Genomic DNA, 22,811 nt, shown 5'->3' on the forward strand with positions numbered 1-22,811 from the left:
AATTTTGAGCTTAGAATAATTAAAAACATTTAGCAGTGATGAAACACTTATTATATATCACGTAGTAAAAGTTAAAATACAAACTACTACCGCACTTCAATATCTTAGTTGCGTCGCATTATTTTTATATTAAGTCAAAACTTTATATTATTTGTGTTTTCTTTCATGTTTCTTTTCATTTTTTTTGCTACATCTTTGCATATCTTTCTTTGCTTTCTTTTCCATTTCATCTAATCTAGTATAATAATCTGGTATTTCAAGTAAATGTGCAAGGGCAATTCTTCCTGATATTACTGGACTGTCACTAGTTACATTAGTTGTAGAGCCAAATCTTGATCCGTGTTCTAATTCAACATTTATTCCCATGTAAAATTGTTCAAAATCTATTCTTCTCCAATCTATCCTTAGAATTGAACCCACTTCTCTAGCAACATTTTTACTAAAATGTAATTTATCACTCATAATATGCTTCTCCTTTTATCATCTTTATATTTTAAGGTTTATACTGCTAATACATATTATTCAAATGAAGTTAAAATGCTACAATATCTTTAAGCTGAGATTTAATAACTCACAGATTAAATATTTTTATTAAATTATCATTTTAAGAGCTATTTATTTTTAAATTTGATAAAAAACCATATTGACATTTATCAATAAAGGTAATATAATCTTAAAATACAATATAAAAGTTAATAGTTTTAAAAGGCAATGGCGTCTGAAATAATGAGGATTTTCAATTCTCTTATTTGCAGGCGCTTTTTATTTTTAATCTATTTCTTTAACAAGGTTTAATTAATTTCAAAAATAAAAATTAAGGGGGCGTGAAAATGAACAATATAAACGCAGCAGATACAGGTTTTATAATTTTTGCAACCACACTAGTTATGTTAATGACTCCAGGATTAGCTTTATTTTACGGAGGAATGGTTAGAAGAAAAAATGTACTTAGCACAACAATGCAAAGTTATGGGGCAGTTGCAGTAATATCAATACAATGGGTATTAATAGGTTATACCTTGTGTTTTGGAAAAGATATTAGCGGATTTATAGGAAATTTTCAATGGTTAGGATTAAATGGGGTAGGTTTTAAACCTAATGCAGATTATGCAGCCACTATACCACATCAATTATTTATGTTGTTTCAGCTTATGTTTGCAATAATAACTCCTGCTTTAATATCAGGTGCCGTTGCTGAAAGAATGAAGTTTTCTGCATTTATAATATTTATTTTAGTTTGGTCAACACTAGTTTACGATCCAATTGCACATTGGATGTGGGGAGTTGGAGGTTGGATAAGAAACTTAGGTGCCTTAGATTTTGCAGGTGGAAATGTTGTGCATATTAGTTCAGGTATATCTGCATTAGTTGCAGCTATAATGCTTGGAAAAAGAAGAAAGTTGGAAAGTATTACACCTCACCATATACCAATGACAATTTTAGGAGCAGGTATACTTTGGTTTGGTTGGTTTGGGTTTAATGTAGGAAGTGCATTATCAATTAACGATGTAGCACTAAATGCTTTTATAACTACTAATACCTCAGCAGCAGCGTCAGCTATATGTTGGAGTTTTTGTGAATACTTATATAGAAAAAAGATAACATCACTTGGACTTGTAAGTGGAGCAATAGCAGGACTTGTAGCTATAACACCAGGAGCAGGTTTTGTAACTCCACTAGCATCTATATTAATAGGTAGTATAGGAGGCTGTATATGTTTCTGTTCTGTAACATTTATTAAACAGAAGTTTAAATATGATGATTCATTAGATGCTTTTGGATGTCATGGTGTTGGAGGAATATGGGGAGGAATAGCTACTGGAATATTTGCTTCAAAGGCTATAAATTCAGCTGGAGTAGATGGATTATTATATGGTAACCCAAAGCTTCTTGGAATACAATTAATAGCTATTGCGGTAACTATTATATATGCGGCAGTTATGACATTTGTAATATTAAAGTTAATAAACATGTTCTTAAAAATAAGAGTAAGTGAAGAAGAAGAGAAAAATGGATTGGATGTATCAATACATGAAGAAGAAGCGTATGGTTCTACAGGGACACAATTTTAATTCTATAATTTTTTAGTTTGAATATTTGGATATATGATATATAATAATAAAAAAAGAGGAGGAATATAAATGGATAAAAAGTTGACTAAAGTTGATATTATTACTTCTCCAAGCAAGTTTGAAGATTTAAAAGATGAATTAAGTAAAATTGGTATTGCAGGTATGACAGTTTCTAATGTACTGGGATGCGGAATGCAAAAAGGTCACAAGGAATTTTATAGAGGAAGAACTGTAGATATTAATTTACAACAGAAAATAAAAATAGAAATTGTAGTTTGCGAAGTTCCAGTGGAAACTGTAGTTGAAACTGCAAAAAAAGTACTTCATACAGGTAATTTTGGAGATGGAAAGATATTCATTTACGATGTAGCTAATGTTATACGCATAAGTAATGGAGCAGAGGGAAGAGATGCTCTTCAGTATGAAGATAAAAAGGCAGGGGAAAAAATTTGAAAAACCAAGGTGCTAAAGAGGAACTTTTAAGAAAGGTTAATGACCTGGATATAGAATTTATACATTTACAGTTTACAGATATAATGGGTGTTATGAAAAATGTGTCTATTACAGTGGACCAATTGGAAAAAGCATTAAATAATAAGATGATGTTTGATGGATCTTCAATAGATGGTTTTGTGAGAATTGAAGAATCAGATATGTATCTAAGTCCTGATTTATCAACTTTTACTGTTTTTCCATGGACAAATATTCATAAGGAAGCACGATTAATATGTGATGTATACAATATTGATGGTACTCCCTTTGAAGGCTGCCCGAGAAATATATTGAAAAAATTAATAAAAGAAGCTGAAGAAATTGGATATAAAATGCAGGTTGGGCCGGAGTGTGAATTTTTCCTATTTCATACAGATGAAAAGGGAAATCCATCTCTTGAAACTCATGATGACGCAGGATACTTTGATCTTGCACCTATAGATTTAGGGGGAAATGCAAGAAATGAGATGACTATGGCACTTCAGCAAATGGGATTTAAAATTGAAACATCACACCATGAAGTGGCACCAGGACAGCATGAAATAGATTTTAAGTATGAGGATGCACTTAAAACAGCAGATAATATTATGACTTTTAAAATGGTGGTTAGAATTATTGCTCAGAGACATGGACTTCATGCTACGTTTATGCCAAAACCTAAATTTGGTATTAGTGGTTCAGGTATGCATCTTAATATGTCATTGTCTACATTAGATTTAAAAAATGCTTTTTATGATGAAACAGGTGACCTTCAGCTTTCAAAAATTGCCTATTACTTTTTAGGTGGATTAATGAAACATGCTAGAGCTTTTACAGCTTTGACTAATCCTACAGTAAATTCTTATAAAAGATTAGTTCCTGGATATGAGGCACCAATATTAATTGCATGGTCTGCAAGTAATAGAAGTCCATTAATTAGAATACCAGCAGCAAGAGGTGCAAGTACAAGAATTGAACTTAGAAGCCCTGATCCTTGTGCTAATCCATATTTGGCTTTAGCTGCAACTTTAAAATCAGGTTTGGATGGAATAAAAAATAAAATAGATCCTCCAGATCAAGTTACTAGTAATGTTTATGAAATGGAAAGTGATGAAATTAAAGAAAGAGGCATAGAATTAATACCTACTAATTTACATGAGGCAATAAAAGCTTTATCAGAGAATGAAGTAGTAAAAGGGGCTTTAGGACATCATGCTTACAGAAGGTTTGTTGAGGCAGCGTTATATGAATGGAATGAGTATTCTAAGCATGTATCTCAATGGGAGATTGATAGGTATTTAAGAAAATTTTAACTCATTGCTATCAGATAGATTAGTTCGTTTCGGAGTGATATTATGAATAGTTATAAGATAGTAGTTGCTGATAGTGACAGTGCATGTAGAAAAATTGTTAGCGATCTCCTAAAAAAAAGGGGATATAGTGTTTATCAAGCAGCTGGTAGTGCTGAAGTTTTAAGAGTTAGCAGAAGTATATATCCACATTTGGTAATTATGGATATTAATTTACAGGGGATTAATGCATATGAAACAGCTAAAATAATAGAAGAAGATAGGGTGTCCAGTGTCATATTTATTACTAACAATACCAATTCTGGATTTTATGAAAAGCTAAAGGTAATGAATATATTTGCATATATAATTAAGCCCATAAATTCAGAACAGCTATATCAAACTGTGGAGTTTAGTATAAATAATATTAGTAAAGTTAATAGTCTTCAAGAAAAAATTCAGCATCTGGAAACTGAATTAATCAATAGAAAAAAGATAGATAAAGCAAAGGGAATAGTCATGGACAGACTAAGGGTTTCGGAAAATGAAGCTTATAAATATTTAAGAAAAAAAAGTATGGATATGTGTATATCTATGGACGTACTAGCAGATAAGATTATAAAAAAGTATGGATAAAAAATGCTTCTTAGGTTTTTTAAGGAGCATTTTTTAATGCAGTTATATGGAAAATTATATAAAAGCTTAATAAGAATTTATTAATAAAATTGAAATAAAAGTAACAATAAGCAATTAAAATGAAGCATTAAATTAACATTGTTTAATAAAATTATTTATAAAATATTAAATTAATATATTGACATATTAAAAAAATACTATTATAATCAAATTCATAGAATTAATACTAAATACTGTGAAGAGAAGAGTAGCTATATAAGGATTTTTAGAGAGTCAAGGATGGTGGGAACTTGATATGAGGTTTATAGTGAAGAACATCTCGGAGTTTCTAACCGAAATTTTTTAAGAGTAGGCTTAGACGGAATCAAACCGTTATGAATTGAATAGTATCGAATTTTATTCTGTACTTATTTAAGAGAGCTTTTAAGCTAATATGGGTGGTACCGCGGAAATATATGTCTTTCGTCCCTTTGTGGGATTGAAGGACTTTTTTTATTTAGTATAATCATAATAATTTAAATAACTAGATGCAGGAGGAATAAAATTATGGAACTAATGTATAGCTCATTAATAAAACCAAAGGGATATAAGTCAAAAAATAACATAATAGAAACTGAGAGGGCAATAAAAAAGGTCAAAGACTTTTTTCAAAATAGATTGTCAGAGGAACTTAATCTTACTAGAGTTTCAGCACCTATATTTGTAAAATGTGCTACAGGAATAAATGACAACTTAAATGGAGTAGAAAGGCCTGTATCCTTTGATGCAAAGGCAATAGATGATTCAAATATAGAAATTGTTCAATCACTTGCAAAGTGGAAAAGAATAGCACTTAAGAGATATGGCTTTGAAGCTGGAGAAGGACTTTATACAGATATGAATGCTATAAGAAGAGACGAAGAATTAGACAACCTTCATTCTATGTATGTTGATCAATGGGATTGGGAAAAAATTATAGATAAAAAGGATAGAACAGAAAAAACTTTAAAAGCTACAGTAGAATCTATATACAAAGTGTTTAAAGACACTGAAAACTATGTAAATAGTTTATATCCTACTGTTGAAAAAATACTTCCAGAGAAAATTACATTTATAACTACACAAGAATTAGAGGATACATATCCAGACTTAACTCCAAAACAAAGAGAAGATGCTATAGCAAAGAAATTAGGAGCTGTGTTTATATCACAAATAGGTAAAACTCTAAAATCTGGAGAAAAGCATGATGGTAGATCACCAGACTATGATGATTGGAAATTAAACGGAGATATATTATTCTGGTACCCTATTCTTGATAGAGCTGTTGAATTGTCATCTATGGGAATAAGAGTTGATGAAAAATCTCTTGAAGAACAATTAAAAATAAGCAATTGTGAAGATAGAAAAGAACTTCAATATCATAAAATGCTTCTTGATAAAAAACTTCCATATACAATTGGTGGAGGAATAGGACAATCAAGAATTTGTATGTTCTTCTTAAGAAAAGCACATGTAGGAGAAGTACAAGCAGCAATATGGCCACAGGAAATGATTGAAGAATGTGAAAGTGAAAGTATATTCTTGTTATAATATTAAATGTGAAAATCAATGAATCTTGATTGGCGAGAATTACGGTAAGTAGATATGGGATAAATATTAGTTGTTTTAATAGAAAATATATTTGCAGTTTATGTATAATAAGCTGCAAATATATTTTTTTATTATATTATGAAATTTTTGAATTTTAGTTAATAGTATAACTTGGATTTGCAAGTAATTTTTATAATTATTGATATGACCATATTCTATTGCAAGAAAAATTTTATGAAAAAATTAAGTGTCATCAATAATTTTGGGGTTTACTTGCCAATTAAATATATTTATAGAAACATAATTTTGATTATTTAATTTTAATAGTAAACTTCATATCTTCTTTAACTGTATATTTCTTTTCAAGATCGACAGCTTTTAATTTAAATTGGTCATTTTTATTCAAAACAGGTAATTCTGCTGTATATTTATGATTTAAAGGATCTACTTCTTTTACAATATCCTTAGTTAAATTATACTCTTTACCATTAGAATCTATTATATCCAATCCGTAAGGAGATATTGCAGAGAGAAGATTAGTACATTCATAGTGAAGTAATGTTTTGTCATTTAAAAATTCTACTCCAGTTACTTTATATTCACCCATTTTTCCTTCTGATAGAGTAGTACCATTTGAAATTAATGGGGTTTCTTTAGTAGCAAAATGAAATACTCCATTGTTATGATTACTTTCCAATTTTAAGAAATCCTCTGAATTGATAACATAAGGTACAAAAGTTAAAGTTTTGCTATCTTCATATACATTTCTAAAAAGAGTTTGTGAATAATAAGTATGAGTATTTGCTGAACCGCTTGTGCTGCTTCCCTTAGTTGATAAATTTCTTCCTTTATCATCAAAAACAATGTAACCGGCATTTGAATTATTATCTTCTGTTTCTGAAGTTCTTAAAGCTGTATTTATTGGGGTTACTAAAATTTCATTTACTTTCAAACCTGGTCTTAAAGAAGATAAATCTATATTGGGCTTTATGGATTTTACATTAGACTTAATTTTTTCATTGGATACTTTAAATTTGAAATCCCAATTTCCTGTAATATTATTGGAAAGCTTCTTTATATTAAAATCCATTAGAAAATTATCTGGTATAGTAACGTTTCCACCTACTATGAAATTACGATGCTCTTTTGGAAGATAGTCCTTTGCCATATCAATACTAGCTACTCCAATATAAGTTTTTTTATCTTTGAATTTACCAGTGTCTCCTCCGCCAAAACCTATGTCTTTTCCGTTAATTTTCATACTTGTTTCATGTATTATAACAGGCATATCTTTAATTTCATTTTTACTTTGAATAGTATAACCAATGTTTAAGTTTATACCATCATAAACTATGTTGTTTATTGTTACAGTAATATCCTTAGAGGTTTTACTCATATTTAGATCAGAACTGTATGTTACATAATCTTTATTAATAATATTATTTTCACTTAAAAATTGAAAAACTGAACTTTCTACAGGCAAATTTCGTGCAAGAGCAGGATTTGCTGTAGCAATACCTATTCCACACAATATCATAATTGTTGCTGTAACTGTATATTTTTTTAAAGTCCTATTTTTTCTTTTAGGTAAATTATCTAAAGTATCTTTTATTTTTAAATTTAGGCTTTCTGATAATACAAGTTTTTCATTTTCTGCCTTTTCCTTCAATATATCATCAAAGATTGAATTCTTGTCCATTTGAAAATACCTCCTATTTTTCTTTCAATATCTCATAAAGTTTATTTCGTGCTCTTGAAAGTCTGGAACGAACGGTTCCCTCAGGAATATCTAAAATTTTTGCGATATCCTTTTGAGGAATGTCTTCAAAATAAAAAAGGGTTGTTACAACTCTTAAATCCTCAGAAAGAGAGTTAACAGCACTAGTAAGTTCTAACTTAGAAAATTCAGTTGAAACTTTAGCATCACTTTCAACTTCTTCTATAGGAATGACCCTATGGTTAGATCTTAATATGGCATTACATTCATTTATTAAAATTCTTATAAGCCATGTTTTAAAATATTCATTTTTCTTCAAATAAATTATGCCTTCATAGGCTTTTATTATAGTGTTTTGAAAAGCATCTTCTACATCCTGCGGGTTATTCAGAATGCTTACAGCTATTCTATACATAGATGCTTTATTACTTTCTATTATTCGTATAAAAGCATCTCTATCACCTTTTTTAGCTAGCTTTATATACGTTTTTATATCTTTACTAGAATCCATTTTTGAAACTAATTCCACGCCTTTACCTCCTTTTGTCTGTTTCCCTTAGCTAAGGAACTTTACACTTATTAGATGAATAAAGCATACCAAATGTTCACAAAAAAAAAATTTTTTTTAAAAACTTTTAGTTTGCTTTTTTCGTATTAAATAATTGAGATACAAAAAATTATTTAATTTAGGAGGTCATAGAAAATGAAAGATATAATTGCGTTTGAAAATGTGTGTAAAATATACAATAAGAAGTTTTATGCATTAAATAATGTAAATTTAAAAATTGGAGATGGAATGTTTGGACTTTTAGGTCCTAATGGAGCAGGTAAGAGTACACTTATGAAAAGTCTTATTACACTTATTATACCAGACAAAGGCAGTATCATGGTGAATGGTTATGACACAAGAACCCATTCGCTGGAGGTTAGAGATATAGTAGGATACTTGCCGCAGGATTTTTCAATATATCCTAATTTAACTGCATTTGAATTTTTAGATTATATGGGTCAAATTAATAATATAGGCAGCAAGAAAACTAGAAATAGAAAGATAGAAGAAGTATTAAATAAGGTAAATCTTTGGGAGGCAAGAAATAAAAAGGTTGGGGGTTTTTCAGGTGGAATGAAGAGAAGACTTGGTATTGCCAATGCTATATTAAAAGATCCTAAAATTTTAATTGTAGATGAACCAACTGCAGGTCTTGATCCTGAGGAAAGAGTTCGCTTCAGAATGCTTCTTGTAGAGCTGAGTAAACAAAAATGTGTTATTTTATCAACTCATATTGTTGAGGATATATCAAGTTCTTGTGAAAGAATAGGACTTCTTAATAAAGGTAGTATAGAATATTTAGGATCTCCAATGGATTTTATTCTAGAGGCTAAAGGAAAAGTAAGAGAATTTAAAGTTTTAAGTGATGAAGAAATACTAAAATTAAAGGATAAATATGAAGTTATTTCTGTAAAAAGGACATCCTCTGGCAAATTTTTAAGAGTTGTAGGTGAGGATTTTCAAGAGGAGGGTTATGGAATAGATATGGAGCCTAATCTAGAGGATGCTTATATGTATTTTATGAAATATGGAAAAGGAGAAAAGAATTATGCTTAAACAGATTTTTGTAATAACAAGACAGGAATTCAAAAGTCTTTTAAAAAGTTGGATTACAATTATTTGCATTATTGCATTAGTAATAGCACCTATTTTTGTATATAGTCCTATTGAAAGTAAAGAGGTGTGGAATAGTCCATATGCTGCATATCAATGTAATCATGCATTGGTTATTTTAGGCGTTATGGTTATACCTATTATAGTTATGTCAATTTACTATAAGGATGAAATAACGCAAATGCCAGTAATAATTTTTTCGCAGCATATTACAGGAAAAATATATGCTGTAGGTAAATTTTTGGGTTCCTACTGCTATTGCTTATTTTTCTGTATTTTAGAAAATGTAATATGGATGTTAATGCCTTTATATTTTAAACAAGCATTATATTCACCAATTCCGTTTTTTAAATATTTTATGCTTTATTCAGTAACTTCATATTTAGCAATGACAGCTTTTGCATATTTTATTGACATTATGTTTAATATTAAGCCTTTAACAATATTCATTCCTATGCTTTCATTTTTATCTTTAGGTGGTGATAATACTCCTAAAATTAGTTTAATGATATCTGGAATTTATATGGAGAATTTATACGTTGGAAAGGCTCTTTCGTCTGATACGGTAAATCTTATTATTATAAATAGAAGTTTTATAACAGTATTAGGTATTATATTAATTTTAGCTTCCATATTGAAGTTTTCTACCAAAAAATTTGTGAGATAGAAGGTGATTTTATGATTTTAAAATATTATTTAAAACAGCAGCCTAAAATTATGTTTGGAATTGCAGCAGTATTTATGTTAATAGTTTTGGCATTTAATATAAGCAATATGGTTCAAGAATGGTATATTTTGAGTTCTATAATAGCTCTTTTAACTATTTTTTTTACTGGAAATATTTTTTCAAGTGAAATTGAGAATAAAACGGATTTTCTTATTTTTACCTCAAGAACTCCAAGATATAAAATATTGATACAAAAGTATTTATCAGCTTGGATTATATGTGAAATTGTAGTTGCTGCTATATATATATCTGCTGTGATTATGGAATTTGAAAAGTCTTTTTTTGGACTTATGGCTTTAATATTATATTCTACAGTTTTAAGCTTAATAGCGCTTTTATTTAGTAACATTACGGGGAAAACTCTAGTTGGTTATGGTGCAGCTTTAAGCTTATGGTCTTTGGAGATGATGTTAAATACTAACTGGCATGAAAGTCATCCTCTATTAGCACTTAATATAAATTTACTGGAAAAGTCTGTTCAAGTTTGGTCAAATATATTATTTATGATTGTGCTAATATTAGTACTTGTTATTTTAAATCTTTTCCTTGTAAGTAAAGGTGAACATTTAAGAAAAAATCTTGTATATAAAGGCACATCAATTGTAATAATAATCTCTTTAATTTGTTTGTTTTCATATAATTATTTTTTCTTAAAATTAGAGTTTTGGAATGATAACAATTGGAAGGTGTTAAAGGAAGAAAATATTATTTTACACTATAAAAATTTAGATAATAAACGTGGGGCAGAATTATTAAGAATATGCAGTGCAGAAGTAGCAAGTCTTGAAAATATGTATCATGAAAATATATGCTTTAGTGAATTTTACACATTTAATGTAAAAGATAAAATCTCTTTAAAAAAGGGGTACATGAATAATGCATATGTAATGCCTATAAAATCTTTAAAATCTTTTAATAGTGTTGATTATCACGGAGAATATTGGTATCAAAGTGTAAGCAGAATTTTAATGGAGCCAGTATTTAAAAACATTAAGAACACTAATGAAAATGAAATATTAAAAGATGCCTGGGAAAATTACATTTACTTTTCATATATAAACCATAATATAGAAAATAAGCTAAAGGAAAATATTATGCTTGTTCAGCCAATTTATTATAGCAAAGGAGATTATGCAAAAGGATTAGAAGATGATTTTAATAGCGTTAAAGAAAGTGAAAAAGAAAAACACAGTATTCACAGTTTGGGTACCATGTCCCGGGTTTTATTGTATAAACTAGACAAGGAAAATCATGAAGATATGATAAAGTTATTAAAGGATATACAGAACAGTAAAAAAAGTCTTTCCTATAACGATATACAAAATATTATAAAGAAGTACTATAAGAGCAATTCTGTAAATGAAGTTCTTAAAATTTATAATGAAGTTAAAATTTATCATGAAAAGTATTATAATAACAAAGGAGTAGTAGTTGAATCTTAATATACAGGAAGTGATAAAGTGGAAATTGAAATAAAAAATCTTAATAAGAATTATGGTAAAAAGGCTGCTTTAAATAATATATCCTTAACATTAAAAAATGGTATTACAGGAATTTTAGCACCTAATGGAGCTGGTAAAACTACGCTTCTTAGAATTTTAGCTACTATAAGTGCTACAAACAGTGGAAATATATTTTTTAATGGAAAAGATATATTTGAAATGGGAAAAGGTTATAGAGATATAATAGGATATTTACCTCAGGATTTTGGGGTATATCCTAATCAAACTGCAGAGAAGTTTTTGAGGTATTTTGCTGTTTTAAAGGGAATAAGTAAAGAAAAAATGGATTATAGAATAGATGAAATTTTGGACATTGTATCTCTTTCACATGTGAAGAAAAAGAAATTAAAGACATTTTCAGGAGGTATGAAAAAGAGAATAGGAATTGCACAAGCGCTTTTAAATGATCCTAAAATATTAATATTGGATGAGCCTACAGCTTCTCTAGATCCAGATGAGAGAATAAAATTTAGAGATTTTTTAATTACAATAAGCAAAAGCAGATTGGTTATTTTATCAACTCACATTGTATCAGATTTAGAAGCAGCAGCTACAGATATAGTATTTATGAGAGAAGGAGAAATTATTTCACATATATCACCTGAAGAAGCTTTATCAGAATTAGAAGGTAAAGTTTATGAAGTATTGACAAGTTTGGAAATGGTACCAGAATTGAAAAAGAAATATATCGTAAGTCACAGCATGAACAAAAAAGATGGTATAGCAGTTAGAATATTAGGTGAGAAACCAGAAGAAAAGTCAACAATAGTGGAGCCTAACTTAGAGGACGTTTATACTTATTATTATAAAGTGAAACTTTTTTAGATAATTATGAAATTAAGGCATTCTTAGAAGAACTTATCCAGTGGCATACCAGCCGTTAGATATAACCTAAAGGGATGGTTGCCATCAGATAAATAGTTTAAATTAGGAGAAATACAATGTTTTTAAGTGTATATAAAGCTGAACTCTATAAAATAATAACATCTTACAGATTTAAAATAGCTTTGGTAGGAATACTTATGTTGTCTACTTATAATATTTTAAGTGAGTATAAAAAATTTCCAAATTACAACTCTATATATGAGGTTAATAAGAAGGCATATAGTACTAAAATTGATGATTATAAAAAAAATTTAGAGGAATTAAATAATGGAGTTCATTCAGCGTTTTATGATAATGCTACGCCTAATGAATTGAAAACGGAGAAGTATATAGATAAGTTTTATTTACAGTTTTATGAAAATCATAAAATTCCATCACTTAAAAAAGACTTTTCCTGTGGATTATATAAGTGTATTTTCGATTATTATTACTGGCTTCCTATAATATTTTTATTTTGCTGTGATATTGTATGTATTGAAAGAAGAAAAAATATTATAGAAATGCAGTTTTCTTCATATACAAGTAGACAAACTTTATATCATTCAAAGTATATGGCTATATTAACAGCTATGGGCTTGATATTTCTTTCTAATTTATTATTTTCTTTTATTTTCAGTGGGTGCCTAATGGGATTTTCCGATTTATCTGGCTCTATGAGATCTATATTAGAGTATGGAACTGCAGTTGTAGAGAGAAGTATAAAGGAATTATTGTTATTAAAGATTGCTTTTGCATTTATAATTTGTGCATCAGCAGCAGTAATGTTTATTTTTATTTCAACAGTTGCTAGAGATGCTGTAACTTCTTATATAATAGGAGCACTAATGGTAATTAATGCTGCTGATTTTTATTTTACTATAGAAAATGGCATAGGAATTTCAAAATACTTTTTCATTTCATTTTATTATGTAAGTGAAGGATATATAAGAGGAGAACCTACCTATGATATAAAAATTGGATTAGCAACTTTTTTAGTTCAAAATGTTATTTTATATTTATTAGGAGTTCACATTTATAAAAGTATAGAATCGGGAGGCAATTGATTTATATATGATATAAAATTAACAAGCTCATAAATTTTATGATGCCATTGGATTAAAAGTAAAAAGTACACATATGGAGTTTAAATTAGATGAAATTTAATATACATAAGAAAGGAAGTGAGTTTTAGTGAGGGGGTTGTATTTGGGTATTCAATCACTAAAAATAAATTATGGATTCTATAAGTGATGAGGAGTTATTTGAGGGAGTTAAAGCTGGAAAAAAGCAAAATATGGAATGTATTGTAGGTCGTTATTATAAAATTATTTTTAGATATATATACAACAAAATAAGTGACTATCATATGGCACAAGATTTATGTCAGGAAGTGTTTTGCAAGATTTATGAAAAAAGAAAAAATTATTCAAGAGAATATTTATTTAAGCCTTGGCTATATAAAATTGCATATAACTCTATTATTGATTACACTAGAGGAAAAACTTATAAGAATAGAAATAAAGTTATGGCTTTAGATGAGAATATAAAAGAAAAAACTAATGTTATTGAGTATAAACTTTTTAATAACAATATAGATGATATGCTTGAAGGGCTTAGTGATGCACAAAAGGAAGTAGTTAGGCTTAGATTTTGTGAGCAGTTATCCATTGAGGATATTGCCATTATTACGGATAATAACATAAATACAGTAAAAAGTAGATTATATCAAGGTATAAAGTTGATAAAGAGCAGACTGAATAAAGTAGGAGGTGGTTTAGATGAAGCAAAATCTCAATAAGGATATTTTAAAAGATATAGAGCATGAAAATGCAGATGAAGAAATAAGTTTACAGGATATTGAGGATATTGAAGCTTTTTTTAGTACACAGCCTGAAATAGAACCACCAAAAAACTTGTTTAATAATATAATGGAGGCAGTAGAGCTTAAGTATGAAGAAGAAAATGTTCAAGTAGAAACACATAGTAAGGAAAATGCATGTATCAGCATAAAAAAATTGCTGTTTAATATAAGACATCAAAGTTCACTTCTTGATGCAAGATTTTGGCTAGCTTCATTTATTATTTTGGTATTAGGATATTTTATTTTAAGATATCCTCAAGGATTTACATTTATGCTTATAGCACCTACAGCTTCAGTGTTATCTACATACTATTTGTATAGGGGTAGTTATTATAATGTGTTTGAAATGGAAATGGCTTGTAAATATTCATTATATGAAATTACATTAGCAAGAACTGTTATAATACTTGTATATAACATAGCTTTTGTAACTGTTATGGCAGTTATTAATTATACAATGTGGCATGTTAGCATGTGGACTTTTTTAATTTTAACCTGGCTTTCTCCACTTTTAATATCCTATTGTATTGCACTTTACTTTTTTTATAAAAAGGGATTAATTCATAGTATTATAGCAAATATAAGTGCTTGGTTTATATATGCTATATCCATTAAAGTTTTTTCGAAAATTAATTATAATAATGGAGATTTTGAAAAAATAATTCAAATGTATAATAATTTAAATTATGTTATTGTAAATTTAATCTTGATTTTAATTTCAGGTATTATGCTTTATAATATATTGAAAAGTATGAAAAAAATCTATGGATCAAGTGATTCTTAGACTCAGATAGAGTTTGCCTGTGAGGAATACCTCTTACATGAGCAAGCTTGTAAAATGCCATTTAGACATTTAACCCATCTGAGTCTTAGAAGAACTTATCCAGGCGCGTAGCAGTGCTTATTCCCCCATTTGAAGAAGGTGGGGGGATTAGCAATGGTAGCGATCGGATAAAATCACTTAAGGAGGAGAGGATATTATGGATAACAGAGAGTTTTTTAACAACATAGCAGAAAAGTGGGACAGCATGTGTTGTCATCCAGAAGAAAAAGTTAATCATGTTTTTGACAAAATTAAGTTAGAAAAAGGAAACTATGTTCTTGATATAGGAAGTGGTACAGGCATAATTATACCTTATATCGAAAAAGAAATTGGTGAAGGTGGAAAACTGGTAGCTTTAGATTTGTCCGAAAAAATGATAGAAGTATCCAAGAAAAAGAATGATTATAAAAATTTGAGTTTTCATGTGGGAGACTTTAATCTTTATAATCCTTCGGAAAAATATGATTGTATAATAGCTTATTCATGCTATCCTCACTTTAATGATAGAGAGGCTTTTTTTAAAAAAGCCAATTTTCTTCTTAAGAAATATGGAAAAGTAGTTATTGCTCATATTGAAAGTAGGCAAAAAATAAACAGTAGACATAATGACATAGAAGAGCATATTCATTCTAATGATCTTGTGGAAGTAAATGAAACTTCTAATGTGATGAAAAAGTTTGGATTTGATACAATGTATACTGAAGATAATAAAGAATACTACATATGTATTGGGAAAAAATCAAGAGAAGTTTGATTTAAAGTATAATTTGTAACATACAATTTATTATAAATCAATAAGTTGTTATATTATGAGGTTAATGGCAATGGACAAAAAATACTGTGTACTAATTTTACTAGTGCACAGTATTTTTTTGTATATTCTCAGCTTCAGTAGTTTAAGAATAATGAGATACAAAGTGCAGTGAAAGTTTTGATTTTAACGTTTACTACGTGATATAGGATAAGCGTTTATTCACTGCTAAATGTTTTCAATTAGTCTAAAGCTCAAAGTTTATGAAAACCTAAGAACTTTGCCAAACTCGGTTCCCTCAAACAAGGCTAAAGTTCTAAGGTTTTCCTTAACGTTTCGCTAAGACTAATAAGAAAACAATTTAGCTAATGTGAATAAACGCTTATCCTATATCCCTACGTAAAAGTTAAAATCAAAACTAGTAACTTCAGTTGTACATGTAATTATTGATAATTTTATAATTTAGATCTTAAAAATTAGGGCGAATGCTGCTATTTTATTATACTAAATTTAAAACAGATTATTTTTTATTTTAACTAATAGATACTATTTACTGCTTTTACAAGATGTGCTTTAAGTTATATTTAAATGTGTGAATACTTTATTTGATAACTTTATAGAAATATTTTACATAAACTACTTGATAATATAAAGTACATAGTGATACAATATAAATAACTTAATAATATAAAGTACTTGATTAAATAAAGTAAGTTATAAAGGGGGTAAAGTGTTGGAGTTTCAAAAGGAACTATTAAAAGGTTATATTGACATAATTATAGTATCAGTTCTTCAGAAAAAACCTATGTATGGATATGAAATTTCAAAAGCCATAAAGGAAAAAACAAATGATAGATTTGAAATGAAAGAAGCAACATTATATGTATCTTTAAAAAGACTTGAAAAGAGAAATTATTTAGAAGGATATTGGAATGATGATAAAGGTACGGGGGGAGGAAGAAGAAGATATTACAGAATTACAAAGGATGGCAGAGAATTTTTTAAAGAAAAAGTAAGTGAGTGGGACTTGTTAAAAGAATTATTAAGTACCTTTATGGAGGTGTATCGTGATGAAAAAGATTGATATGTATGTTGATGAAATTTGCCATAACTTTGATGAATCAGATGAGGAAATAGAAACTATAAAAGAGGAGATGAAATCTCATTTATATGAAGAAATAGAAGAATTAAAAAAGCAGGGATTTAGTGAGGAAGAAAGCATAGAAAAGTCAATAAAGGCTTTTGGAAAAGAGAACAATGTAGTAAAAGAAATGAATACTATTTGGAAAAAGGAAAATGAGTTTACAAAGATTATTTTAAAAGGTGCTCTTGCTACGTGTATAACTGCATGTTTATTTATGATTGTGGGGGTATTCTATAGAAGTAATAATTCAGTATATGTAAATAGCACGTCAGAATATACAATAAATGAAGTGCTAAAACAGATAAGTGATAATGATAATTTTAAAAAAGATGAAATTGATAAAGTTTTAAATAAATTTAATAATAAAAATAATGATGGATTGTATTATGTAAGAATAGAAAAGCTTAAGAGTACAGAATATGAGTATAAAAAGGACATATCTAAAAATATGATTGAAAATGCCTATGAAGGTAAAATAATTAAAGGAAACATTGGAATTTATTATAAGGAAACAGATTTACAAAAGGAAAAAGATTTAAAAAGCTTATATAAACTTATAGAGACAAAACAAAATCCAGTTAATGTAGCATTTAAAGAAATTGCATATATACTATTCTTATTTTCGGGCTTTATTTTATGTATGGCTTTTTATAGTTATATAGGAGAAGTTAGCAAAATTGTTTGTGGTATAGCTATTTTAGATTTTGGACTTTCAGGATTTATAATAGCATCGGTTGATTTTCCTGGAAACGTAAAATTGGCTACAATTTGTATATGGACAGCTTGCTTATTAGCATTTATAATATTTAAGATATGTTTTAATAGAAAGAAAAATCCTGAGTAAATATATAATCAAAATTATGTATATTTATGCTTGACATATCTTAAATTATAAATTAAAATTATGAATAAGGAAAAATCAAAGTAAAGAAAATACACTTTAAATTGGTCCAGAGAGGCCAGAAAGAGGTATGATGATGTGTTTTTGTTATATAAAAATAAAATGTATAAATTTGAATATTGTTTTTAAGGGTAATAGGAAGATTGTTTTTTAAATAGGTAATCTTTTTATTACCCTTTTCGTTTAAAGGGTATTATAAGGCCTTCATCAAAGTGTGTTTTATTGAAAGTGTATTTTTACTAGAGAAAAATTAAGGGAGGGCTATTATATGAAAGCAAGACTTATATTAGAAAATGGAACAACATTTTATGGCAATGCATTTGGCTACTTAAAGGATGGTATTGGCGAGGTTGTATTTAATACTGGAATGACAGGATATCAAGAAGTTCTTACAGATCCTTCTTACTATGGTCAAATTGTAACAATGACATATCCCCTTATAGGTAACTATGGAATAAACTTAGATGATATGGAATCAAAAACACCAAAGGTTAAGGGATTCATAGTTAGAGAAAAGTGTAACGCATCAAGTGATTTTAGATCTGAATTGGAATTAGAAGATTACCTAAAACAAAATAATGTTATAGGCTTAGAAGGAATAGATACGAGAGCTTTAACTAAAATTTTAAGAGATAATGGTACTATGAAAGGCATAATTACATTAGAAGATGTTACTTATAGTGAAGTTAAAAGTAAAATAAAAGCTTTTTCAAATAGAGGAGCTGTTCAAAGCGTAACTGTTAAGGAGAAGTACGTATTAGAAGGTAGTGGCAAACACATTGCTATTATGGATTTTGGAATAAAACAAAATATAATAAGATCATTTTTAAAAAGAGGCTGCAAAGTAACTGTTTTACCAGCAAGTACAAAAGCAGAAGAAGTTTTAGAATTAAATCCTGATTTAATTTTCCTATCTAATGGGCCTGGAGATCCACAGGATTTGAAAGATGTAATAGAAAACATAAAGAAGATGGTAGGTAAAAAGCCTATTGTAGGAATATGTTTAGGACATCAACTTTTAGCTTTAAGCCTTGGAGGAAAAACAGCTAAACTTAAATTTGGACACAGAGGCTGCAATCATCCAGTTAAAGATTTAGAAGAAAATAAAGTTCATATAACTTCTCAAAATCATGGTTATTATGTGGACCTGCTTCCAAAGGATATGGAAGTAACTCATGTAAGTGTTAATGATGGGACTATAGAAGGAATGAAACACAAAAATTTACCTATATTCTCAGTACAATTCCATCCAGAAGCATGTCCAGGACCTAAGGACAGCGATTATATATTTGATAGATTTATGAAGTACGCAGAATAAAAAGTATAGGTAGTATTTAAATACGTAATTTTGGGAGGTAGCAGATATGCCATTAAATAGAGATATAAAAAAAGTTTTAGTTATAGGTTCAGGTCCAATAGTTATAGGACAAGCAGCAGAATTTGACTATTCTGGAACTCAAGCTTGTGAAGCATTGAAGGAAGAGGGAGTAGAAGTTGTATTAATAAATAGTAATCCAGCAACCATAATGACGGATAAAGAGACAGCGGATAAAGTTTATCTAGAACCATTAACAGTAGAGTTTGTTGAGAAGGTGTTAGAAAAAGAAAGACCAGATAGTTTACTTGCAGGTATGGGCGGACAGACAGGACTAAACCTAGCAGTGGAACTTTATGATAAAGGAATACTTGATAAGTATAATGTAAAGGTAATTGGAACATCTATAGAATCAATAAAAGAGGGTGAAGATAGAGAACTCTTTAGAAATATGATGAATAGAATAGGTCAGCCAGTTATTGAAAGTGAAATAATAACTGACATGGAGAGTGGTAAGGCCTTTGCAAATAAAATAGGATATCCAGTTATAGTTAGACCAGCTTATACTTTAGGTGGTACTGGTGGCGGAATAGCAGAAAATCAAGAAGAATTAGAAGAAATATTGGAATCTGGACTTCAATTGAGCACTATAGGTCAAGTACTTCTTGAAAAAAGTGTTAAGGGATGGAAAGAAATAGAGTATGAAGTAATGAGAGATAGCTTTGGAAACTGCATTACAGTATGTAATATGGAAAATATAGACCCAGTAGGTATTCATACAGGAGATAGTATAGTGGTAGCGCCAAGCCAAACTTTATCAGATAAAGAATATCAAATGCTTCGATCTGCATCTATAGATATAATAAATGCTGTAGGTATAGAAGGCGGCTGTAATGTACAGCTTGCACTAAATCCCAATTCTTTTGAATATGCAGTTATAGAAATAAATCCGAGAGTAAGTCGTTCTTCAGCATTAGCTTCTAAAGCAACTGGTTATCCAATAGCAAAAGTAGCAGCAAAGATAGCTTTAGGATATGGCTTAGATGAAATATTAAATGCAGTTACCCAAATGACCTATGCTTGCTTTGAACCATCACTAGATTATGTAGTAGTTAAAATTCCAAAGTGGCCTTTTGATAAATTCCAGGGAGCAGATAGGGTACTTGGAACAAAAATGATGGCTACTGGAGAAATTATGGCTATAGGAAGTAACTTTGAAGCAGCATTTTTAAAAGGAATAAGATCTCTAGAAATAGGAAAGTATTCATTAGATCATAAGAAATTTAAAGAATTAAGTATGGCAGAATTAAAGGAAAGAGTTGTGTCGCCTGATGATGAAAGAATATTTGCCTTAGCAGAAATGCTTAGACGTGAATATAGAATAGATAAGATTGTTCAAATAACAGGTATAGATAAATTCTTTATTGAAAAGTTTAAATGGATTGTTGAAGAAGAACAAAGATTGAAGCTTAGCAGAATAGATGACTTAGATAAAGAATGGTTTTATAAATTAAAGAAGAAGGGCTTTTCAGACAAAGGTATAGCAGATATGCTCAAAGTAAGCCCTGAAGATATATATAAACTCAGACATATATGGGGTATAAAACCAGTTTATAAAATGGTAGATACTTGTGGAGGAGAATTCGAAGCTCTTTCACCATATTATTATTCAACTTATGATACTTATGATGAAGTGAAGGTGTCATATGAAAAGAAGGTAATGGTTATTGGATCAGGACCAATAAGAATAGGGCAAGGTATAGAATTTGATTATGCTTCAGTGCATTGTGTAATGGCTCTTAAAAAGTTAGGAATAGAAACAATAATAGTAAATAATAACCCAGAAACTGTTAGTACGGATTTCAATATATCTGATAAATTGTACTTTGAACCACTTACAGAGGAAGATGTATTAAATATAATAGAGAAAGAAAATCCTAGTGGAGTAATTCTTCAGTTTGGAGGACAAACAGCTATTAAGCTTGCAGAGTTCTTAAAAGAAAAAAATATACCAACACTTGGAACTACTGCAGATCAAATAGATATGGCAGAAGATAGAGAAAAGTTTGATGAGTTGCTTGAAAAATTAGAAATATCAAGACCTAAAGGAAAAGGAATCTGGAGCATAGAAGAAGGATTGGAAGAAGCTAAAAAACTAGGATTTCCAGTACTTGTAAGACCTTCATATGTAATTGGAGGACAGGGTATGGAGATAACTCATGATGAAAAAGAGCTTATATACTATTTATCAAATGCTTTTGAAAAGGATAAGAAAAACCCAATACTTATTGACAAGTATTTAATGGGAAGAGAAATAGAAGTAGACGCTATATCAGATGGAGAAGATGTTTTAATACCAGGTATTATGGAACATTTAGAAAGAGCAGGGGTACACTCAGGAGATAGTATAACTATTTATCCAAGTCAGAATATAAGTTCTGATATAAAGGGAAAAATACTTCAGTATACTAAAAAACTTGCTCTAGGAATAGGTATAAAGGGTATGATAAATATACAATTTATAGAGTTTGAAGGAAATCTTTATGTAATAGAGGTTAATCCAAGAGCATCAAGAACTGTACCATATATAAGTAAGGTTAGTAATGTACCTATAGTAGATTTGGCTACTAAAGTAATGCTTGGACATAAACTAAAAGATTTGGGTTATGGCGTAAATGTATATAAAGAACCAGAACTTGTATCTGTAAAAGTTCCAGTATTCTCAACACAAAAGCTTCCTAATGTTGAAGTTTGTTTAGGACCTGAAATGAGATCTACAGGAGAAGTTTTAGGAGTTGGAAAGACAATAGAAGAGGCTCTATATAAAGGTTTTGAAGCGGCTAATATGCTTGCTAAAAAAGAGAAGATCACTGTACTTGCTACTATAAATGATCATGATAAGAAGGAATTCTTATCAATAGCAAAAGAAATGCACAAATTAGGAGTTAGGTTTGTGGCAACTAAAAATACAGCAAAGTTTTTAAAAGATGCAGGTTTAAAGGTTAAAGAAGTTAGAAAGCTTTCAGAAGAACATCCTAATATAATAGATGCCATAAAAAATGGAGAAGTGGATTTGGTAGTAAATACTCCAACTAAAGGAAATGATTCCAAAAGAGATGGTTTCCATATAAGAAGAGCTGCTATTGAAAGAAATATAGGAGTAGTAACAGCTTTAGATACTCTTAAAGCAATGGTAGATGTTAAAATCAAAGGCATAAAATATGAAAATTTAGAAGTATTTGACTTAGCAAAATAAGGTTTAGTTTAATGAAGAAGAGTGATGATGGTTATAGCCATCATCACTTTTTTATATTAGTAGAAGTTTCAATTTTAAATTTCATATATATGAAACTTAAAAATAAATTTTTGAATATATAATGAATATATAAACCTTATATTGATTTTTGTTTACAAATATGAAAATATTTTTAATATATTAAAAAACAAAGTAGACTTTCTAATAAGTGCATATTATAATATTATTGTAAATATTAAGAAAATTACGA

General features: G+C 28.9%; 20 protein-coding genes and 1 other annotated feature. Of the genes, 17 read left to right on the forward strand and 3 right to left on the reverse strand.

The features are described 5' to 3' along the window. Positions 1 to 147: 147 nt before the first annotated feature. A complete protein-coding gene (locus HBE96_RS03620) occupies positions 148 to 462 on the reverse strand; it encodes a DUF5661 family protein (protein ID WP_169296401.1) in 315 nt (104 codons plus the stop codon). Positions 463 to 830: 368 nt separating this feature from the next. On the opposite strand from HBE96_RS03620, the gene HBE96_RS03625 reads away from it, so the two are divergent. The 5 genes from HBE96_RS03625 to asnA all read left to right on the forward strand — a co-directional run bounded on the left by HBE96_RS03625 (position 831) and on the right by asnA (position 6,037). After that, positions 831 to 2,072: an ammonium transporter gene (locus HBE96_RS03625; RefSeq protein ID WP_169296402.1), complete on the forward strand. Its 1,242-nt coding sequence runs from the start codon at positions 831 to 833 to the stop codon at positions 2,070 to 2,072. A gap of 69 nt (positions 2,073 to 2,141) precedes the next feature. Then, the gene (locus HBE96_RS03630) at positions 2,142 to 2,525 is read left to right on the forward strand and encodes a P-II family nitrogen regulator (protein WP_169296403.1); all 384 of its coding nucleotides are present in this window, start codon (positions 2,142 to 2,144) and stop codon (positions 2,523 to 2,525) included. After that, entirely contained in the window at positions 2,522 to 3,856 is a 1,335-nt protein-coding gene (gene glnA, locus HBE96_RS03635; protein WP_169296404.1) for a type I glutamate--ammonia ligase, read from the forward strand. The genes HBE96_RS03630 and glnA overlap by 4 nt, the downstream gene beginning before the upstream one ends. A 42-nt stretch (positions 3,857 to 3,898) precedes the next feature. Next, positions 3,899 to 4,468, forward strand: a complete 570-nt coding sequence (locus tag HBE96_RS03640) for an ANTAR domain-containing response regulator (RefSeq protein ID WP_169296405.1) — start codon at positions 3,899 to 3,901, stop codon at positions 4,466 to 4,468. 226 nt (positions 4,469 to 4,694) lie between these two features. Further along, positions 4,695 to 4,941 (forward strand) — a binding site (T-box leader). Positions 4,942 to 5,014: 73 nt separating this feature from the next. After that, complete coding sequence (gene asnA, locus HBE96_RS03645) at positions 5,015 to 6,037, forward strand: aspartate--ammonia ligase (RefSeq protein ID WP_169296406.1); 1,023 nt, start codon at positions 5,015 to 5,017, stop codon at positions 6,035 to 6,037. 310 nt (positions 6,038 to 6,347) lie between these two features. On the opposite strand, the gene HBE96_RS03650 is transcribed toward asnA, so the two are convergent. Both HBE96_RS03650 and HBE96_RS03655 read right to left on the reverse strand, forming a co-directional pair. Next, the gene (locus HBE96_RS03650; RefSeq protein ID WP_169296407.1) at positions 6,348 to 7,736 is read right to left on the reverse strand and encodes a DUF4179 domain-containing protein; all 1,389 of its coding nucleotides are present in this window, start codon (positions 7,734 to 7,736) and stop codon (positions 6,348 to 6,350) included. Between the two features lie 13 nt (positions 7,737 to 7,749). Next, positions 7,750 to 8,283 (reverse strand): RNA polymerase sigma factor, encoded by a 534-nt coding sequence (locus HBE96_RS03655; RefSeq protein WP_342590148.1) that lies wholly within the window; start codon positions 8,281 to 8,283, stop codon positions 7,750 to 7,752. Positions 8,284 to 8,457: 174 nt separating this feature from the next. Between HBE96_RS03655 and HBE96_RS03660 the strand changes: the two genes are divergently transcribed. From HBE96_RS03660 to carB, 12 genes are all read left to right on the forward strand, one after another. After that, positions 8,458 to 9,360, forward strand: a complete 903-nt coding sequence (locus HBE96_RS03660; RefSeq protein ID WP_169296408.1) for an ABC transporter ATP-binding protein — start codon at positions 8,458 to 8,460, stop codon at positions 9,358 to 9,360. Then, positions 9,353 to 10,084, forward strand: coding sequence for a hypothetical protein (locus tag HBE96_RS03665; RefSeq protein ID WP_169296409.1), 732 nt, complete (start codon positions 9,353 to 9,355; stop codon positions 10,082 to 10,084). Before HBE96_RS03660 ends, HBE96_RS03665 begins: the two co-directional genes overlap by 8 nt. 11 nt (positions 10,085 to 10,095) lie before the next feature. Beyond that, positions 10,096 to 11,586, forward strand: a complete 1,491-nt coding sequence (locus HBE96_RS03670) for an ABC transporter permease (protein WP_169296410.1) — start codon at positions 10,096 to 10,098, stop codon at positions 11,584 to 11,586. Between the two features lie 18 nt (positions 11,587 to 11,604). Next, positions 11,605 to 12,471, forward strand: a complete 867-nt coding sequence (locus HBE96_RS03675) for an ATP-binding cassette domain-containing protein (RefSeq protein ID WP_169296411.1) — start codon at positions 11,605 to 11,607, stop codon at positions 12,469 to 12,471. Between the two features lie 116 nt (positions 12,472 to 12,587). Beyond that, positions 12,588 to 13,574, forward strand: a complete 987-nt coding sequence (locus HBE96_RS03680) for a hypothetical protein (protein WP_169296412.1) — start codon at positions 12,588 to 12,590, stop codon at positions 13,572 to 13,574. 170 nt (positions 13,575 to 13,744) lie between these two features. Continuing rightward, positions 13,745 to 14,308 (forward strand): RNA polymerase sigma factor, encoded by a 564-nt coding sequence (locus HBE96_RS03685; RefSeq protein WP_169296413.1) that lies wholly within the window; start codon positions 13,745 to 13,747, stop codon positions 14,306 to 14,308. Next, a complete protein-coding gene (locus HBE96_RS03690) occupies positions 14,289 to 15,155 on the forward strand; it encodes a hypothetical protein (RefSeq protein ID WP_169296414.1) in 867 nt (288 codons plus the stop codon). The genes HBE96_RS03685 and HBE96_RS03690 overlap by 20 nt, the downstream gene beginning before the upstream one ends. Before the next feature lie 196 nt (positions 15,156 to 15,351). Beyond that, the gene (locus tag HBE96_RS03695) at positions 15,352 to 15,948 is read left to right on the forward strand and encodes a class I SAM-dependent DNA methyltransferase (protein ID WP_169296415.1); all 597 of its coding nucleotides are present in this window, start codon (positions 15,352 to 15,354) and stop codon (positions 15,946 to 15,948) included. A gap of 730 nt (positions 15,949 to 16,678) precedes the next feature. Further along, a complete protein-coding gene (locus HBE96_RS03700) occupies positions 16,679 to 17,029 on the forward strand; it encodes a PadR family transcriptional regulator (RefSeq protein WP_169296416.1) in 351 nt (116 codons plus the stop codon). Then, positions 17,016 to 17,933 (forward strand): permease prefix domain 1-containing protein, encoded by a 918-nt coding sequence (locus tag HBE96_RS03705; protein WP_169296417.1) that lies wholly within the window; start codon positions 17,016 to 17,018, stop codon positions 17,931 to 17,933. The genes HBE96_RS03700 and HBE96_RS03705 overlap by 14 nt, the downstream gene beginning before the upstream one ends. A gap of 325 nt (positions 17,934 to 18,258) precedes the next feature. After that, positions 18,259 to 19,308: a carbamoyl phosphate synthase small subunit gene (locus HBE96_RS03710; protein ID WP_169296418.1), complete on the forward strand. Its 1,050-nt coding sequence runs from the start codon at positions 18,259 to 18,261 to the stop codon at positions 19,306 to 19,308. A gap of 46 nt (positions 19,309 to 19,354) precedes the next feature. Beyond that, positions 19,355 to 22,561 carry a carbamoyl-phosphate synthase large subunit gene (gene carB, locus HBE96_RS03715; protein WP_169296419.1) on the forward strand — a complete coding sequence of 1,069 codons (3,207 nt, stop codon included), beginning with the start codon at positions 19,355 to 19,357 and terminating at the stop codon, positions 22,559 to 22,561. Positions 22,562 to 22,811 lie beyond the last annotated feature (250 nt).

It is taken from the genome of Clostridium muellerianum (assembly GCF_012926525.1).
Classification (GTDB): domain Bacteria; phylum Bacillota; class Clostridia; order Clostridiales; family Clostridiaceae; genus Clostridium_AM; species Clostridium_AM muellerianum.

Excerpts from the sequence above, each read along its gene's own strand:
- HBE96_RS03620 (WP_169296401.1), bottom strand. The coding sequence starts at position 462 with ATGAGTGATAAATTACATTTTAGTAAAAATGTTGCTAGAGAAGTGGGT.
- HBE96_RS03625 (WP_169296402.1), top strand. The coding sequence starts at position 831 with ATGAACAATATAAACGCAGCAGATACAGGTTTTATAATTTTTGCAACC.
- HBE96_RS03630 (WP_169296403.1), top strand. The coding sequence starts at position 2,142 with ATGGATAAAAAGTTGACTAAAGTTGATATTATTACTTCTCCAAGCAAG.
- HBE96_RS03640 (WP_169296405.1), top strand. The coding sequence starts at position 3,899 with ATGAATAGTTATAAGATAGTAGTTGCTGATAGTGACAGTGCATGTAGA.
- asnA (WP_169296406.1), top strand. The coding sequence starts at position 5,015 with ATGGAACTAATGTATAGCTCATTAATAAAACCAAAGGGATATAAGTCA.
- HBE96_RS03650 (WP_169296407.1), bottom strand. The coding sequence starts at position 7,736 with ATGGACAAGAATTCAATCTTTGATGATATATTGAAGGAAAAGGCAGAA.
- HBE96_RS03660 (WP_169296408.1), top strand. The coding sequence starts at position 8,458 with ATGAAAGATATAATTGCGTTTGAAAATGTGTGTAAAATATACAATAAG.
- HBE96_RS03665 (WP_169296409.1), top strand. The coding sequence starts at position 9,353 with ATGCTTAAACAGATTTTTGTAATAACAAGACAGGAATTCAAAAGTCTT.
- HBE96_RS03670 (WP_169296410.1), top strand. The coding sequence starts at position 10,096 with ATGATTTTAAAATATTATTTAAAACAGCAGCCTAAAATTATGTTTGGA.
- HBE96_RS03680 (WP_169296412.1), top strand. The coding sequence starts at position 12,588 with ATGTTTTTAAGTGTATATAAAGCTGAACTCTATAAAATAATAACATCT.
- HBE96_RS03685 (WP_169296413.1), top strand. The coding sequence starts at position 13,745 with ATGGATTCTATAAGTGATGAGGAGTTATTTGAGGGAGTTAAAGCTGGA.
- HBE96_RS03690 (WP_169296414.1), top strand. The coding sequence starts at position 14,289 with ATGAAGCAAAATCTCAATAAGGATATTTTAAAAGATATAGAGCATGAA.
- HBE96_RS03695 (WP_169296415.1), top strand. The coding sequence starts at position 15,352 with ATGGATAACAGAGAGTTTTTTAACAACATAGCAGAAAAGTGGGACAGC.
- HBE96_RS03705 (WP_169296417.1), top strand. The coding sequence starts at position 17,016 with ATGAAAAAGATTGATATGTATGTTGATGAAATTTGCCATAACTTTGAT.
- HBE96_RS03710 (WP_169296418.1), top strand. The coding sequence starts at position 18,259 with ATGAAAGCAAGACTTATATTAGAAAATGGAACAACATTTTATGGCAAT.
- carB (WP_169296419.1), top strand. The coding sequence starts at position 19,355 with ATGCCATTAAATAGAGATATAAAAAAAGTTTTAGTTATAGGTTCAGGT.